At 38.3% G+C, this 17,275-nt stretch carries 17 protein-coding genes and 1 pseudogene; 8 read left to right on the top strand and 10 right to left on the bottom strand.

Going from position 1 to position 17,275, the window contains the following annotated elements:
* Position 1 precedes the first annotated feature (1 nt).
* Genes EYW48_RS09050 through EYW48_RS09040 form a run of 3 tightly spaced genes read right to left on the bottom strand, consistent with a single transcriptional unit; the run spans position 2 to position 1,223 of the window.
* A complete protein-coding gene (locus EYW48_RS09050) occupies positions 2-460 on the bottom strand; it encodes a YeeE/YedE family protein (RefSeq protein ID WP_053310633.1) in 459 nt (152 codons plus the stop codon).
* A gap of 12 nt (positions 461-472) precedes the next feature.
* Positions 473-892 carry a YeeE/YedE family protein gene (locus EYW48_RS09045; RefSeq protein WP_168524576.1) on the bottom strand — a complete coding sequence of 140 codons (420 nt, stop codon included), beginning with the start codon at positions 890-892 and terminating at the stop codon, positions 473-475.
* Positions 893-911: 19 nt separating this feature from the next.
* On the bottom strand, positions 912-1,223 hold the full coding sequence (locus tag EYW48_RS09040; RefSeq protein WP_172532835.1) for a metalloregulator ArsR/SmtB family transcription factor: 312 nt from the start codon (positions 1,221-1,223) through the stop codon (positions 912-914).
* Between the two features lie 151 nt (positions 1,224-1,374).
* Between EYW48_RS09040 and EYW48_RS09035 the strand changes: the two genes are divergently transcribed.
* From EYW48_RS09035 to EYW48_RS09010, 6 genes are all read left to right on the top strand, one after another.
* Entirely contained in the window at positions 1,375-1,560 is a 186-nt protein-coding gene (locus EYW48_RS09035; RefSeq protein ID WP_053310630.1) for a DUF2892 domain-containing protein, read from the top strand.
* Positions 1,561-1,610: 50 nt separating this feature from the next.
* On the top strand, positions 1,611-1,739 hold the full coding sequence (locus EYW48_RS09030; protein WP_168524575.1) for a pyridine nucleotide-disulfide oxidoreductase: 129 nt from the start codon (positions 1,611-1,613) through the stop codon (positions 1,737-1,739).
* Positions 1,740-1,807: 68 nt separating this feature from the next.
* Entirely contained in the window at positions 1,808-1,957 is a 150-nt protein-coding gene (locus EYW48_RS09025; protein ID WP_277432291.1) for a pyridine nucleotide-disulfide oxidoreductase, read from the top strand.
* Positions 1,958-2,046: 89 nt separating this feature from the next.
* Complete coding sequence (locus EYW48_RS09020; RefSeq protein WP_277432290.1) at positions 2,047-3,750, top strand: FAD-dependent oxidoreductase; 1,704 nt, start codon at positions 2,047-2,049, stop codon at positions 3,748-3,750.
* 173 nt (positions 3,751-3,923) lie between these two features.
* The gene (locus EYW48_RS09015; protein ID WP_277432289.1) at positions 3,924-5,234 is read left to right on the top strand and encodes a type II toxin-antitoxin system HipA family toxin; all 1,311 of its coding nucleotides are present in this window, start codon (positions 3,924-3,926) and stop codon (positions 5,232-5,234) included.
* Positions 5,235-5,517: 283 nt separating this feature from the next.
* Positions 5,518-7,284: a DUF262 domain-containing HNH endonuclease family protein gene (locus EYW48_RS09010; protein WP_277432288.1), complete on the top strand. Its 1,767-nt coding sequence runs from the start codon at positions 5,518-5,520 to the stop codon at positions 7,282-7,284.
* Between the two features lie 171 nt (positions 7,285-7,455).
* Here the strand turns inward: EYW48_RS09010 and EYW48_RS09005 are convergent, their stop codons facing one another.
* Complete coding sequence (locus tag EYW48_RS09005; protein WP_040122826.1) at positions 7,456-7,698, bottom strand: hypothetical protein; 243 nt, start codon at positions 7,696-7,698, stop codon at positions 7,456-7,458.
* A 255-nt stretch (positions 7,699-7,953) separates the two neighbouring features.
* On the opposite strand from EYW48_RS09005, the gene EYW48_RS09000 reads away from it, so the two are divergent.
* Entirely contained in the window at positions 7,954-8,163 is a 210-nt protein-coding gene (locus EYW48_RS09000) for a hypothetical protein (protein WP_277432287.1), read from the top strand.
* A 30-nt stretch (positions 8,164-8,193) separates the two neighbouring features.
* On the opposite strand, the gene EYW48_RS08995 is transcribed toward EYW48_RS09000, so the two are convergent.
* The 5 genes and pseudogenes from EYW48_RS08995 to EYW48_RS08975 form a co-directional block, all read right to left on the bottom strand.
* On the bottom strand, positions 8,194-9,771 hold the full coding sequence (locus EYW48_RS08995; RefSeq protein ID WP_277432286.1) for an ATP-binding protein: 1,578 nt from the start codon (positions 9,769-9,771) through the stop codon (positions 8,194-8,196).
* Positions 9,761-13,672 (bottom strand): N-6 DNA methylase, encoded by a 3,912-nt coding sequence (locus tag EYW48_RS08990; RefSeq protein WP_277432285.1) that lies wholly within the window; start codon positions 13,670-13,672, stop codon positions 9,761-9,763. Before EYW48_RS08990 ends, EYW48_RS08995 begins: the two co-directional genes overlap by 11 nt.
* A gap of 499 nt (positions 13,673-14,171) precedes the next feature.
* Positions 14,172-14,404 (bottom strand): annotated as a pseudogene (locus EYW48_RS08985) (IS3 family transposase); the annotation flags it as partial.
* Between the two features lie 133 nt (positions 14,405-14,537).
* On the bottom strand, positions 14,538-14,810 hold the full coding sequence (locus EYW48_RS08980) for a hypothetical protein (RefSeq protein WP_277432284.1): 273 nt from the start codon (positions 14,808-14,810) through the stop codon (positions 14,538-14,540).
* A 15-nt stretch (positions 14,811-14,825) separates the two neighbouring features.
* A complete protein-coding gene (locus EYW48_RS08975) occupies positions 14,826-15,197 on the bottom strand; it encodes a hypothetical protein (RefSeq protein WP_277432283.1) in 372 nt (123 codons plus the stop codon).
* A 180-nt stretch (positions 15,198-15,377) separates the two neighbouring features.
* On the opposite strand from EYW48_RS08975, the gene EYW48_RS08970 reads away from it, so the two are divergent.
* The gene (locus EYW48_RS08970; RefSeq protein WP_277432282.1) at positions 15,378-15,818 is read left to right on the top strand and encodes a hypothetical protein; all 441 of its coding nucleotides are present in this window, start codon (positions 15,378-15,380) and stop codon (positions 15,816-15,818) included.
* A 128-nt stretch (positions 15,819-15,946) separates the two neighbouring features.
* On the opposite strand, the gene EYW48_RS08965 is transcribed toward EYW48_RS08970, so the two are convergent.
* A complete protein-coding gene (locus EYW48_RS08965) occupies positions 15,947-16,978 on the bottom strand; it encodes an IS630 family transposase (RefSeq protein ID WP_277432302.1) in 1,032 nt (343 codons plus the stop codon).
* Positions 16,979-17,275: the final 297 nt, after the last annotated feature.

The following is a 17,275-nucleotide window of genomic DNA, read 5'->3' as shown; positions in this document are numbered from 1 at the left end:
ACTAGGCAGTTTGTGTTTGACGTTTTTTACTATTGTTAATACAGATCAATAAATTAGTAGCGCCTAGTCCAACCATCATCGAAGCGAAGAAAATCCAAACGCCACTATTTCCTAATGCTAAACTTGACAGCGCTGGTCCCGGACAAATACCAGCCAATCCCCAACCAATACCAAAGATTGCCGCGCCAGATACTAACTTTGCATCGATATTACGGTTATTCGATAAACAGAATTGTTCAGCATTGACTGGTTTCTGTCTTGGTTTAATGACCAATAAGTACATTGGCATAAAAACTGCAAGCGCTCCGCCCATAACAAACATTAAACTTGGATCCCATGCGCCAGTGATATCTAGAAAACCGACGACTTTTGCTGGGTCTGCCATGCCAGATAACACCATACCTAAACCAAATAACAGGCCCGCCACTAAAGACGTTAATCGAAACAACAGATTGTTCATTTTTACACTCACTTAACTAAGATGAAGACGCACAAACACAGTCATGGCTGCAACCACCATGAAAACACAAGTAGCAACAATAGAACGAGGAGATAAGCGGCCGATACCACAAATCCCGTGCCCACTTGTGCAACCGTTCCCTAAGCGTGTACCAATACCAACCAGTAACCCTGCCAATACCAGCATGCCACTACCAATCGTAAAGGTTTGAGGTACTTCTGCACTGAAGAAAAGCACACCCAACACACCACCTGAAACCATGCCAAGCGCAAACAATAAACGCCATGCAAAGTCACGCGTTTTGGGCGTCATCAACCCAGTTAAAACACCACTAATTCCTGCTATCTTGCCATTAAATAGCAACATTAATGTGGCTGATATCCCTAGTAAAACACCACCAAACAACGATTCCCAAGGAATGCTAAAAGCCATTATTTTTCCTCTATTCTCACTAATTACAAAATACGGTTTGTAAGCTTTGGATAAGCTGAGCAATGCGCGAATCAGACAACGAATAGAACACCTGTTGTGACTCTTTTCTTGCTTGAATAATGCCGTGCTTACGCATTACGGTTAGATGCTGAGAAAACGCCGACTGGCTCAACGCTGAACTTTGTTGCAGCAGCCCAACCCCTACCTCACCATTTATTAACTGGCAAAGCACCATCAAACGTTCTGGGTGAGCTAACGTTTTTAGCAGCTCAGACACTTCGATAGCATTGGTTTTCATTTGCTCAATATTGATCGATGTAGCATCCATCATTATTCCTCCGCGATACATTTAAATTAGATAATACTAATAAATGTAATTTAGTCAATGCTTATTTAGTTAATGTGAATTTAGACAAATTAACATTAGACTTTTCTAATTTACAGGATTATAGTGATTTCAATTTCCAACGGAGGGTAACAATATGACTATTGAAAATGGCGTACGAGTATTGGCGGGCAGTATGATATTGCTTTCGGTAATTCTCACGATGTTTGTACATCCCAACTTTGTTTGGTTAACCGTATTTGTCGGTGTAAACCTTATCCAAAGCGCTTTTACAGGGATTTGTCCTGCTGTATTTTTCTTGAAGAAGCTTGGCCTAAGTTAAGGGGATATATCCCTAAGCCAAGCTTTTGATTAATTTTTTTGGAGTGAGTTATGACTAAAATTGTGATTACTGGTGGTGTTGCTGGTGGCGCATCAGCAACTGCCCGTGCCCGTCGTCTAAGTCAAGATGCTGAAATCATCATGTTCGAGCACGGCCCTTATGCATCCTTAGTGAAATAGATAATTGACTACATTTTTTGATTTTTCCTTTTTAATTTATCTATATCATTGATTTTATGGAGATCAGCATGACCAAAATCGTAATTATTGGCGGTGTTGCAGGTGGCGCATCAGCAGCAGCTCGTGCAAGACGTCTTAGTGAAGATGCACAAATCATTATGTTTGAAAGAGGCCCTTTCGTTTCGTTAGTCAACTGTATGATTGACGACATTTTGTAATTTGATAGTTGTGGTCACAGCTAGCAACTAACGGTTTTCCAACCTAAATTCACTTTAGTAATAATTTACAGAGTAGAGAATATTAAGATATGACTAAAATTTTAATCGTCGGTGGTGTCGCTGGCGGAGCTTCAGCAGCAGCAAGAGCCAGAAGGCTTAGTGAAGATGCCCAAATCATAATGTTTGAGCGAGGAAGCTTCGTCTCGTTCGCAAACTGCGGATTGCCCTATCACATAGGCGGCGATATCAAAGATCGCAGTAAATTATTACTACAAACACCAGAAAGCTTTTTAGCTCGATTTAATGTTGACGTTCGTGTAATGAATGAAGTCATATCTATCGACCGCCACAACAAACTCGTTACTGTTAAGAACCTGATTGATAGTAGTGAGTATGAAGAAAACTATGACTTCCTGTTACTTAGCCCAGGTGCAGGCCCAATTGTTCCGCCAATCAAAGGCATTGATAACCCACTTACTCATTCATTGCGTAACATTCCAGACATGGATCGTATCATTCAAACGATTCAGATGAACAAGCCCGAACACGCGACTGTTGTTGGTGGTGGATTCATTGGTCTAGAAATGATGGAAGCCTTCCACCAGCTTGGCATTAAAACCACTCTCATCGAGATGGCAGATCAAGTGATGACACCTGTTGATAAAGAAATGGCGGGCTTTGCTCATGCTGAAATTCGTCAAAAAGGCATTGACCTAAAATTGGGAGTTGCCCTTCAAGCTATTGAGTATGTACCGAATGAACATATCGCGAGCTTTAGTTCTGGTGAGAATGAAAATAAACAACATATTGAGGGTGAACTGAATCTTACCCTCAACAACGGTGAAACATTAACCACTGATATCTTAATCATGGCTATTGGTGTTCGCCCAGAAATTAAATTAGCAAAAGAAGCAGAATTAGACATTGGGGCACTTGGTGGTATCTATACTAATGAATACATGCAAACGAGCGATCCAAGCATCTACGCAGTGGGTGACGCTGTTGAAGAAAAAGATTTTGTGACTGGTGGCCGAACCTTAGTACCTCTTGCTGGCCCTGCAAACCGTCAAGGTCGTATGGCGGCCGATAACATGTTAGGTCGGAACGAGACTTATCAAGGTACACAAGGTACGGCGATTTGTAAGATCTTCGATCTTGCTGTGGCTTCCACTGGTAAAAATGAGAAACAGCTTAAACGCGCAGGCATTGAATACGAAAAAGTTTACGTCCACACCGCAAGCCACGCGAGTTACTACCCTGGCGCTGAAATTGTTTCATTCAAAATGTTGTTCGATCCTAAGTCTGGCAAAATTTACGGTGCTCAAGCAGTCGGTAAAGACGGTATTGATAAACGCATCGACGTGATGGCGGTTGCTCAACGCGCAGGTATGACGGTAGAGCAACTCCAACACTTAGAATTGACTTACGCGCCACCTTACGGCAGTGCAAAAGATGTGATCAACCAAGCTGCGTTTGTCGCAAACAACATCATCAAAGGTGACGCAACTGTGATTCATTATGATGAAATTGATAATTTATCTGAAGATCAAGTCCTTCTTGATGTACGTAATCAAGGTGAACTTGAGTCGGTAGGATACCTTGAAGGTGCAATCAATATTCCTGTCGATCAATTACGTCATCGTATGAACGAACTACCAAAAGATAAAGAAATTGTTATTTACTGCCAAGTTGGGTTACGCGGTAACGTCGCTTATCGTCAACTAGTCAACAAAGGTTTTAAAGCACGTAATTTGATTGGTGGGTATCGTACTTACTGCCACGCAAAGATGTAATTACTGTTAACAAAATTGATAGCCAGTAATAATATTGCTGGCTACTGTATAGCTAACCCTCTCCTTCAATAGTCAGTTTCACTGTGTTGTAACATTGGCTCTAGCTTTTTTGTCAACTAATTGTATGATTTAGGTAACACCTCTCCATCTCCTTTTTCCTTCAGAAGAAACAGATGACTACGTTACTTGCATACATCAACAGCACCAAAGTTGCCCATTTAACCAAGCTTACTGATGGCAAACTGCAATTTTGCTACGATGAGAAATGGTTAGAACAGCAGAACGCCTACCCAATTTCGCTATCTCTCCCACTTCAAAGTCAGCCGTACATCGGTACTCCTGTATTAAACTACTTTGACAATCTACTACCTGACCTTTCTTCGGCGCGTAAGAATATACAACATCGCTATAACACCGACTCAACTGACGTGTTTGACTTATTACATGTAATCGGGCTCGATTGCGTTGGCTCACTTTCATTACTGCCAAAAAATGAAGTGCATAATGGTCTTTCTTCAACGCAACTGGAACCACTTTCAGTTCGTAATTTACACAATATAGTTACGGCTCATGAGTATCAGTTCCCTCTTGGCATGTCCAATAAACACGACTTCCGCATCACAATATCTGGGGCGCAAGAGAAAACTGCACTAGTTAAAATCAAAAATGATTGGTTTTTACCCAGTTTGGATTACCCAAGCACTTACATTCTCAAATTTCCGATCGGCTTTATTCAGCAGCCAGCGGCAACACTTGATATGACGAGGAGCGTTGAAAATGAGTATTTCTGTATAAAACTTGCAGAAGCAATGGGCTTCCAAGTTCCAAAGATTGAGATCTTAGAAGTTGAAGGAATGAAAGCTCTAATTATTGAACGTTTCGATAGACACTGGTCGCAAGATGAAAACACACTTATTCGATTGGCTCAAGAAGACATGTGCCAAGTATTCTCGCTGCCCTCACGATTGAAATATCAGAGTGATGGTGGCGTTGGTATTAAAGAAATCATGCAACTACTGAGTGGTTCTAGATGCGCAGACAAGGACTGCGACAATTTTATGCGCTTTCAAGTATTTCAATGGTTGATCGGTGCAACCGACGGGCATGCAAAGAACTTTTCGATTTTTATCGAAGCGGACAGTACGTATCGATTAACACCATTCTACGACATTATGTCTGCCTTCCCCTCATCAAGTGGTAGAGGTATTAACACACGTAAATTAAAATTAGCAATGTCTCTCAAATCCACTTCAAGTGGCAATAAGTGGCATTTAGAAAAAATCTATCCGCGTCACTTTATTGCAACAGCAGAAACCGTTGGTTTCTGCACAATTCGAATGCAAGAGATACTTCACGAATTTATTGACTCCTTTCCGAATGCTATTGACCAAGTAGTTAACCAGCTACCCAACGACTTTCCTGCTCATATCATAGATTCCATTGTCAGCAACGCTCTTCGGATGCTTGTCAAAATAAAGCTCTAGCCAATCAGGGGATAGCGGTCTTTGAAAAAATGAGTCTAGATGGACAAATCTGATCTAGCTACAACCAGCTAGCTCGAAGATGGACAAAACCTTCTTAGAGTAATTACGTAAAATAGAAAAACTCGGATAACTTTTGCTATCGGGAAGTCGCTCAGTGAAGTGTCCAGTTCTGCTGGTTCAGATCAATTACTTTTGTTCTATATATCAAAAACCTGATGAGAGTCTGGTGCATACAGTTTCATTTCGAAGTAGTATGTAATAAATTGATAATAATGAGGTTAGCATGGACTTTAGAGCCACTCCTGTAACGGTAGATAATCTATTCTCTTTACGTAAGCAGTATATAGTTCCTAGAAATCAGAGGGAATTTTCTTGGCAAGAAGAACTTCTTGAAGAGTTTTGGTACGACCTTGTCTCCAATATCACCTTCAATGTAGCGTCTTCTCGTTTTGAGTTTAGTGAATATTTCATTGGAGCTATCGTTCTAGCAGGTGATGAGGACGGGTTTGAGCAACAAATAGTTGATGGGCAGCAACGTATTACCGTTATCACCACTCTAATCTGCGCTATTTGTGAAGCTCTTAAGAAACTTGATGATATCGCATATGCTAAAGGTGTCTTTGATAACTACATCGAAGGTGCTCTGATTAGTGAAGAAGAAGACCCAACTTTAGAAGAGACCGAGGCTCCTAAGTATTTCAAACTTGAACGTAAGTCTGAAAGCAACTTTTACAAACTCGCAATTCAAAACTTTGAAAAACACCAATGTGAAGCAAGTAACCGTGAAGATAACTTGCTAGCAGATGCATGGAGTTTTTTTGATGACAAACTAAAAGCGGACAAATTAACGAAAGATTTGCTTGGCACTGCAAGTGCTGAACGAGCGGATGCCATCCGCTGCTTGAAAGCAATAGCAGTTCAGTTGACTCGTCACATTAAGGTTATCAAAGTTGTGGTTGCCAATAAAGATGATGCATATATCATTTTTGAAATTCTAAATGCCCGTGGTATGGATTTAGATGCAGCAGACTTAATCAAGAATAAACTGTTTAGTGAACTACGTAAGAATCATCCAATAGATTTTGCACAAACAGGTTGGAACAGCATTAACAGTGAAATTTCCGATAGAAATAAGAACTTTAAAATGGTGAATTATGTGAGGCATTGGTGGAATGCTCATTACCCTGTTTCCAGTGAAAGTTCGCTGTACAAAAACTTTAAAGATAAATTAATTTCTGGCGACTTTACCGCAGAAGATTTCCTAGAAAACTTACAAGGGAGTGTTGGCATCTATGCCAAAATACTCGACCCTCGCTTTGATGATTGGCGAGAAAACACTTCTAAACATATTTTTTATTCATTAAATTCACTGAAGATTTTTAATGTTTCGATTTGTAGACCACTAATTCTGTCCATGTTTGAAGCTTTTGCAAAGAGAAAAATTCGTCAATCTAAGCTCATCGAAATGTTACAAGTTCTTGAGTTCTTTCACTTCTCATTTAACGCTATTTGCTCACAAAGGCCCTCAGGTGTAGAGAATATTTACTCCTCTTATGCTCGCCAAGTTTTGAATGCAGATACTCGAGGAGCGGCTTCAACTGTACTTGAAGAGTTAAAGACTAAGCTAAGAGCAAAAGTACCTAGTAGAGACTTATTCATTAGAAAATTCACTGAACTCAAATTCACAAAAACAAGTGTCGCTGATAAAAAACTAATTCAATACATTTTCTTTATGTTAGAGCGCCATGAACGAGGTAGCGTTGAAGTTGTACCTTTGGATATGACACTTGAACACATCATGTCTCAAAAAACGAATCACGTTAAGGTTGGTAAAATAGGAAACCTTTTACCACTAGGCTCAGCATTAAACAATAAGGCAGACACTAAGCCATTTAGTGACAAAATTGCGTTATATCAACAGAGTAATTTTGATCTTACAAAGAGTTTTTCTCAAGACAACTTAGACACTGATGATTGGACAGCTCAGCTTATAGATCAGCGAACAACAGAGCTTGCTCGTCTCGCATACGATCACGTTTGGAAATTTTAAAGCAGACATAATCCCAAAAATTAACAGGAGCGCTCTATGTTAAAAAGAGCGCTTCACAAACTCACTTGGGGGCAAAAACACGTCAGCTAGAGGTGTTAGGACAATGGCGTGAAAAAATTAAACCAATTTGCTCAAAGGTAGTTAGATTTCAGACATTATGATATCTGCAAGCTAAGCTTCATCATACTTGCCCGAATCTAACTCCGTGAAAAACTCATCGCCTTCCATCAAGTCATCTTCTTTGATATCCAAAAACCGATAGCAAACTAGCTTCATTTTCTCTTCTTCTGTAAGAGAATCACTTTGCTCTAGGCTTAATTCTACTGGTGTTACATTTGCAAGTTCATCAGCGTGTACGGTTGAAGAAGTCATTCCCTCAATAAGTTCTTTTTCTGATAGTCGTATTTTGCTCATTCTTCTCTTCTCAACACATGATGGCATTAGATAATGTATAGCATAATGATTTACCAGCAAAACGCTGTAAACCAATCGACAACAAGGTTTAGGGCAAAGGTTTGTTTGCCGTGATCGGCGCTGGCACACCTATGGACAGAATGTGATAGGCCATTTGCTCTAACTCGTCAGTTTCGGATTAAAATTTGTACGGGTTAACGCCGCCTGAAACGGAAAATTAGAAACGCAGCGAGTAATTTCTCCAAGTACTTGGCTTTGTTAGAAACAATAGCGGCAACTCTCTTTTTCTGGGTTGCAACCCCAAACATTGCAACCACATTCTTTGGTATATGTTTTACATTAGTAACACCAGATAAAACTATCAAAAATGGATATTCACTTAACGATGATACTTATTTAGCTCATGACAAACGCTATTATGAACATATTGATGTTGAAGCAATCCAGCAGCCGCTGTTAAAGTAACAGCGATATACCATTCTGATCATCCGAAAACTAAAATCCATCTTTGCTATTGGCTAAATCATTTTGCAAAGACGCGACTAGTTCAACCGCCAAAAAAATAGAAGAATACACCATTTGAAGGCTTATATTTTCACCTTCTTGATGTTGTCCGAAGTCACCAAATGGATAGAGAGCATTTATTGCTACATAGGTTGATTTGGAAACTACTTTTGCAAGAGGGTTTGAACGCTCAGGCGTAGTTAAAGCTCTTAATAGTTTTAGTCGCTTAGCTCCTTGTGGAAAACTAGTTTTAAACTCATTTAAACTTTCATGTTCTTTATGGTAATTCCAAGTATCGAAATGACCATCAGGGACGACCTTTCCTCCAAATTCAGCATTCCAGATTATGTCAAAGCATTTATCTAAAATACCCCTAATACCACTTAAACAAACACTTGGGTGGTTCGGTAAATCTTCCATACATCTTTGTAAATACCTATTTAAGTCATGATCAATGATAGATATTTGTGAAAATCGCTTAAATAAAACATGATTAAAATTCTGTGAAAATGCTACTTCATTACTGAAAAGACGGTCTATCGCTCCTTTTTCATTTGCTAAGCCACCTAAATAAGTCTGTAATATACGACTTGGCTTATTCAATTTATTACCACTAGCTCTTGCAAAACCTTTCTCCACAATGCTCGTTTTATCGGATTGACAAACACCTTGAATCTCCGACTCTTCGGCTAATAACCTAATAGTGTCTTGTGTAGCTGGTGAACAATCATGCCAAAGATCATCTATAAAGTTTTGAATTGATTCAAATGAACCTGATACAGCTTCTTGAACCGATGCATTAGTAATCTTTTTTCCATCATGTCCATGTAACAAATAATTCAATACCTCTAACAATACAACTGGGGTCCCATTTGTAGCATTATGTAATTCAGTTAACGCCCCCTTATCAAACTCAACTTGACAGTAATTGATTAATATGTCTGATATCTCATTCTCATCAAAGCAATTAACACGTATTGGTGTCGATAAGAATATATTCCAAAAATCACTCGTTTGGGCATCTGGGTTCCTGATCAACTCTCTAAGTGTTTTTCGACTAGCCGTTATTAAAGTCAATGACCTATTCTGTGCTAATTCACGTAATTGATCCCACAAATTCCTTGTTAATTTGTCACTAGATAGTGCTTTATCAAAACCATCAAAAATAACTAGGATTTTTGTCTTATCATTTAATTCCCGTAATACCTCAGCTATGTCTTGCTTAAAAGTATCAATCGATTCATTTAAGTACTCAGAATACTCAGAATATTTATCCTTAATAGCATCAGATAAGTTGGCAGCAAATTGACTCAAGAACTCGGAATCGTTTTTTGGTGTACTATGACCAAGATCCCATAGGAGCACACACGAATACTCCCTCTTACCTTCAGATATAACAATTTCCTTTAGCCTTTCCAATATAACTGTTTTTCCTGAATATCTAGGACCAACAACTTGAATGTGATCTGGTACTGGTTTATTAATTGCCGTTAATATTTCATCAAGAATATTTAAACGACCAATCAATGTAGATTCATTACCTGTGACTGGAAATTTTCTATTTATCATTATAATATCCCTCTTCATTAAGCGAACTTTTTAATACTACTTCGCTATCTTGGTGATAACTAATCCATTTAGCCATTAACGGCACTTCAATCGTGTAATAACCAGTTCCATCTTCTCCACAAAAATTAACTAGTTCTAATTCTCTTAAGTAAGCAATATCAGCTTCTAACTCATCGTCTTTTACATTAATGCCGTTTTGTAATAAATATTCTTGTAGCATCCCAAACGTGCACAATGGTTTGTTATCAAAATTACTAGATAATACACATAACAAAGCTTGCCTTCTATATCTACCGTTAGCTGGCCCAAGACGTGCGTAATCCCACAAACTAGCAAAGTGTTCATCTGCTACAATTAGCTCATCTGTAATAAGGTTTACATCATATGTTTTAATTGAGTGTGCAGCATTCCTAACAGCATAATCAAAAATACGATTGCATATTTTTTGAATTAAATAAGGTTGTCTCGCGGTTAAACCCAAAATCAATTCTACCGCTTCACCAGAGTAAGCAACGTATTCTTTGACTGGCTCCACTACAACTTTTTCAGCGCTAGACTTATCCAAAGCCCTTACTGTTAGGTTCGTGCCAAGACCATATAATGCTGACCAATACTCTTCCCTAAGTCTCTTCAATCTTCGTGAACCAGTTAGAATCGCCGAGAATCTTGAGTAGTTTTGAATTAGATACCTAATATTTTCAGGGAGTTGAGGAGAAGTAACTCCATTATCGATGCCTTCTTGAAGCTTATCGAACTCATCCAGCATTAAAACAATACCAAGCTGCTTTTCTTCTAACACAGAAAGTAAAACTTCTAAATAATCTCTGAAATCAATAAATGGGGAATCTTCACTGATACCAGCTTTACATGATCTTGCAATTCCGAGTGCGGGCTTTCCTGCTAAGATTATTTTTCCATCTGGCAACGGAACATCAATGCCCGTTTTTGTAATAGCGAAAGCGATTGACCGCGCCATTTCTCGAAAAACTTCTACAGTAGGAACACCAACTTTATCTGATGCACCTTCTGCTCCCTGTAGACTTGAATATACAACCAACCAATTTGGTATAGTTTTACTACCCTCTAAATGTTTTAAAATTGACGTCTTACCAGATCTTCGATTGCCCTCTAATAAAATAACGTTTCCATTACCTTCAATTTGACGGACCACCTGTTGAATAAATGTTTCTCTACCGTAAAAGACTAATGCGCCATTCTCAGGCTCAAGCGGGCTACCAGTTACATATGGATTACTAGCAGTATCAAAACTCTTAAATTCTTCAGTAAGTTGCATCAATTTTATGGCAAGCTCAGAGCTTCCACTTACCTGTTTTCCTGCAAGCGTTTCAGCTCGCCACATTACGGTAAAGTTAACCGTATCAGCATCAGGGGTTTTAAATGAGAGTGAAACGTCCATCGAAGTATGGTCGGCTAGATAATAAGTTTTACCACAGCCCAAGTTAGGGGATGTCTCTACCTCTATATTCTTCAAAGGCAGAAAGCTTTGGTTGTCTAATGAAATAGAAAATTCAACATTGGAATTCTTTTCCAACTCACCCAATGATGAAGAGACAATAATGCTGATATTGGCTAATATCTTGTCGATGCACCTGCGCACTCGACCACCTATATTACCAAATATTCGAAGTAACCTTTCTTCCTGATTGTAATTACCAGCCGTTGTCTCGAGTAATTTAATAATTTGGTCATCGAGATCTTGAAATATATTTAACAAGACAGGACCAGGAGGGATTTTGTTAATGTCCTTTAAAATGCGCAATATATTTAAGACACTTGAAAACCAGTCTTTTTTTCGTGAATTCAGTTCATCAATTACACCTTCAATGCTCAACGCTTTTGACGAGAACTCACTTAACAGGTAGGTAGATTTCTCAATGCTAGCATCATTGCCAATTAACTTAGGGACTTCCCCTTCCATTACTTCGATTAGATTTTCAATAGCCTTATCATCTGACTGCTGACTGTTCTCTTTTAAAAATGTAATTACATCTGTGCCATGCTGTTTATACTGCGCTACAGCACGCTTTTGCATTTCCATTGATGGTAGCAGAATTGGTAATGTTTTTATTACATCTGTGTTTATATGTTGCTGAACAGTCCCTCTTGTTCGGCTATCAAGCCAATCTTGACAAAATGAAGTGGACAAATAATAAAGCAAGTATTCAGATGAAACTTTTGCTGAGTTTATTCGTAAAACGTAAAAATTACTTCCTGCAAAAGATCCCTCGATTTTATCATCAACTAGCGCAAGTTTTCCAATGGTGCCAGTTTTAGATATTAAAATATTACCTTTGTATAATTGATTGTCAGCGTACGCACGAGCAAAATCCTCTTGTACCCAAGTTGTGATTTTTTGAATTTTAAAATCGTCAATATCTCGAATACGGATATAGCCATATTGATTTTTTAAATCAATTTGTTCACTGCTTCTTACCGTTTTGCCAGTACTTATTTGTGCGACTTTAGATAAGTTTTCTACTTTAACCTCATTACCAATCAAAGTTCTAAAGTCATTTAATAAATGAGTCAAAGCATCATCTTGCTTACGAACTGGGGTTAAATCCCAATTGTTACTTGTAATTTCTTCGACAGATATATCCCAAAAAGCACATGTTGGTGCTCCTGTTCCCCGAGTTCCTTCTATAACTCCCGATAGCAAAGGAATTTCCTCAGGTAATTCTTCGCAGAACAATCTTTCTAAAATTTCATGCAGTAGAACTTTAGGTAACAATTGAGATGGTTTACTATTTACATACTGAAAGTACGTAGCCAGATCAGCAAACCTTATTTTTCGAATTCGCTTCTTACTATTACTTAGGAACAGTAAAGCTCCACGGATTCCAGAGTCTTCAATTAATGTCTTTGGTGGTATTCTGACAACAGCTTCTATATATCCGTTTTCAATCAAATATCTTCTTAATTCTATTTGCGATCTACTTTTACCGAATAGCAATCCTTCAGGTATTGCAATTATAGCCCTACCACTGGGCTTCAATGAAAATACAGCCTGCTGAATAAACATTCCAACAACGTCGTTAGTGATAACAGGAAACTGCTTCTCATAAGATAATTGACGGTAATCTTCTCTCTTAATACCCACTGGTGGCTGAGCTAATACAACATCGTATTTAAGATGCTGATCTCGTTTATAGTTATCATACAAAGCACTTCTTTTGGTCAAATGAAAGTTAAACGTTCCTGACAAAAAGAATCGCACCATCGCAATGAGAATGGCATCTTCTGATAAGTCATATCCAGTAAATGATGTTTTTGACAAAAAGTCTGTATCTGAGGCTTCAATTGCGTTATGAGCCGCTATTAAAAAGCTTCCTTCACCCACGCATGGATCTAAAATGGTTTCCCCGCTTTTAGGGGCAGCGATAGCCACTATCAGTTGCGAAAGTAACTTACTTGAGGAAAATTGTGTTGTTTGAGGTGTTCTAGTTTCTTGTAAAATCACCTCAAACAATTGTGAAATATCTTTTCTACGGTCTAAACGAAGTCCTCCCCATTGGCTAAACCAATAGAGGGCCTCCATAACAACTCTTTTGTCTTTGAATAAATGATTCTTTGACGAAAAATCGAGTTCACTTAACCCTTCAAATTTTACAGAATATCTAAGCAGATTTAGGCTTTCATGAACATGTTGCTCAATTTCATGAGATTTAATGTTTGAAGAAAATAATTCATTCAACCTATAGGTAAAATCTAAACTATTTCTTTCACTATTGTAATCCGCAAAACTACTCATCTCATCACGCAACCATCTCAAAAGAAATAGAAGCACTAATAAATTGCGTAAATCTTCTCTGCTAACACCAAAAGACTGAAGGCGTGCTAAGACGCTTTTGACTGAAATAATTAATTCTTTATTATCCAAAACATATTACTCTTTCTAATTTCTACTTTATTGAGCGCACATCCAATGCCAATTAATAAATGCGTCAAAGCTTTTTAATTTCAACAGGTTAAAAATACCACTTACATTTAGCTAGTAACATCTAATAGATCAATATAACTTCATTTACTTTTATAATCTTCAAAACTGACAACATTTTTTAGCACCCTCTCCTAAAGCCATAGTTCCGCAATAAGCCAATAGCTTAACCATCGAGATCACCTTTGTTAATTTGCATCGAAATTTACGACATGTAGAAGCAAAGTACACGTAAATACTACTTTCTCTCATTACTAAAATTTGGTCAACTGCCTCTGAACCTCTAGGGAGCTGAACGACTTGTCTGACACGTTATGGGGTGTGCGACGTGAAGTCGTATGAAGCGCTGTTCACCGCTCAACGAGTGAACCATCTGTATCACCAGATGAACCTAGGACTCTGAATAAAGTAGCGAGTCTGACAATGTAACGAAGTGTAGTGGTCAACTAAAATTGGCCACGGTTTTAGAGTTTTTCCAATACAATCGGTCTGACTCATTGGGTGACAGTCCAGCGTTATACTGATGCGGCCTGAGCTGGCTATAAGTAGCGGATGGTCTCATATTGAGCCTCTGTAAAGCTACGAGCGTACTGTTGGCACCCATTCCGCTTCCAAGCTTCTAAAGAAGCTATCCGTCGGCACATTTTCCCAATAATTGCCTCTCCTCGATAAGCTTAATGTTGTTGACTAGTCTTTGTACTCAGCTCTCAACATTGCACCTTTGTCGATTAGTTTTAAATAGAGATGTAACATAATCAGCCAAAATTTAGTCATGCCTTGCAGCATGACAAATACAAATGTAACGCTTCTAGATAAGTTTATAATTAATGGCTTTATGAAAGTGGGGGCTGCCATTATCTACGTTTTCTAATTTGATACCACAATACGGGCAATGAATGATGTTAAAGGCAGTTTGCCAAAGCAACTCCCCGACTTCATTAAGTTCATGACTCAGTTCCAAATCCATTTCTGATGCAGATTCAGAAATAAACAAAAACCATTGCTTGTTCGTCGTGTAGTGATCTGTGTAGTACACTTGAACGTCTGATGGAAGATTTTCACAGTGATGCTGCTTTGCCATTAGGCTTCCCCATTTTTAAAAAAAGCAAAAAGATTCAGTTTCTTTCACATGTGCGATTTCTTTCGGTTTCCAACGATTACAACCATACAGCCCAGGAACTCGATTTTCCTTCTTAACTACGCTTGTAAAATCAATTGTAGAAGCTTTGCTCTCTGAACGATCTTTTCTAGTATAACAATGTTCATTAAATCTTTTATCAAAATGAGATCTTCTAAGTTTGAGTGTGCTATTCTGTTCTTCGACGGTCAATTTATTTGCTTTTAGCTTAGCTTCCTCGTCTGAGATCTCATAGTTATCAAAACTTTTTAAATCTTTTTTATACTGTTTGCTCGAAACATTTAAATTGGGATTTTCATATACGTACTTACGGCGATTAGTTAAAAGCATTTAAATTCCTGCATTGTTGTTTAGATTGACATTACTAAACCACATTAAAATGAGATTGTAAATATATAAAATGAAATATAAACAAAGTTTATAATATTTAATTATTAATTGCTTTCGCACTTTTTAAAACTGTTTTAAAATTGACATTCTATGAACGTAACAACCTATGAGAACAAAACAATGACACTTACAGAAAAGCAACAAGCAGCAATAGAAATATTTAATAGTCGCAATAATATCAGAAGCTTAGATCTAACTCTAAGTGAGCTAGAGACGCTCCGAGATAGAATAAGCTACATTATTGAAGAACTTAGCAATGAGCAAGAGTTGAAGAATGTAGAAGCAGCGATACAAGCTTTACGTCTTGTTAATGTTGAAATTCCAGACGAATTAGCAAATAAAAAAAAGGCATTAAGTGGCTCAAAGCCAAACTTGGCTACTCAACGCAAAAAAGCACCATCTGCTAGATTTCAAATAGGCGATCAAGTTTTTGAAGAAAGATCACAAGGAAAACCATCTCGTGAATTGGCGGCAGCAATACAAAACTATAATAAGGAACACGGAACTAGTTTATCAAAGAAAGACTTTAAAATTGATGACGTTGTTGGCGACCTAATTTAATACTAATATTACCGTTGCAAGCTGGCAGAAAGTTAAAGTAAATCACTCCTTAATCACATGGTCAGCTTATGTGATTAAGGTAAACTGAATTAATTAACAAAGCTGAAACTTCAATAATGTATACCGAATCAACTTGAAGATGCTGGCTTGAGAACCTGAAAATTATCATTAATTCGAGATGTCAAAGAGCCTGCGATCTCTGGAAGAGTCACTGCAAAAAATTGGTCTATTGCCGCCTTGAAGTCCCGTTTTCTTTTGAAGTAAACGTTGTTCCTCGACTTCTCATTCATTACTTTCCATAGCCGCTCGATTGGGTTGAGGTTTGGACTGTAAGGTGGAAGATAATGCAGTTCAATATTCAGGACAAACGCCGCATCTTTGACTAAGTCACTGCGGTGATATCCCGCACCATCCAAGATGATATGAAGCTTATGGGCTAAGGGATAACTCTTTCTTAACTCACAGAAAAAGCGAACAATCGATTCACTGTTAATGCTCTCATAGTCGTGAACAATGGTTGCTCCAATATCCGACAAGTTCAGTGCGCCAATAATGTTCAATCGGCTACGATTACCCGTTGTTTCAATCACTTTATCCTGACCAGTTCGTATCCAGTCATGAGATATTTTTGTTGATAGTGTTGGGTGAACTGCGTCGATAAAGACTATCGATTCATCCTTGCCACAGCTTGCCTTTAACGCTTCATAAGCCTCTATAAATGCTTGCTGTTGTGCTTCATCAAACTTGTGTGGTACGCCTTTCGGTTGCTTGTAGCTAAAACCATTGTGGTGAAGCCATTTATTCATACCAGAAACCGTGTAATCCAGTCCAAATGTCTCTTTAACGTAAGTGACAATTTGATGCGTATGAGAATAGGTTTTCTCAGTCAAATGCTCGATTAGGTGCATGGTTTGAGTAGCAGAAAGCTTGCTTTGGCTTCCGCCATTTTCAGGCTTAAGTTTTTCAGAAAGAACGTAGTCGCTGAGGTGACGAGCAACGGTCGATTCATGAATACGAAGAGCTTGTGAAATCATAGTCTGACTCCAGCCTTCAGAAGCCAGCAAAACAGCCTTAATACGGTCGCAAACTCGACTATCACGTTCAATGTCGTGCATTTGTTCGAGTTGCAGTTTCTGTTGAGGAGTCAGTGTAATTTTCATGGTTCGTAGCATGATCCTGATTCTATCGAAAATCAAGCATCTTCAATGATCACGGGTATAGTGTATAAATCACAATTTAAATTACAGGCTCCTTATCAAGGCACTTTCAATTATAAACTCTTCTGAAAATATCTCGATTCATTTATTTGATGATATGCTCATATAACCACATATTGACGCTCTCGCTCAAAGAGCGAGTCTCTCAGTTAGCATTTAGATTTTATACTTAATTTTGAGTGTCCACTTCTCCACATATGATTATATATACAATTGAGAACTGGACACAACGGTAGATCC

Source organism: Vibrio sp. 1180_3, from assembly GCF_029478545.1.
GTDB classification, from domain to species: Bacteria; Pseudomonadota; Gammaproteobacteria; order Enterobacterales; family Vibrionaceae; genus Vibrio; species Vibrio aestuarianus.
This window is presented reverse-complemented; position numbering and strand designations above follow the sequence as displayed.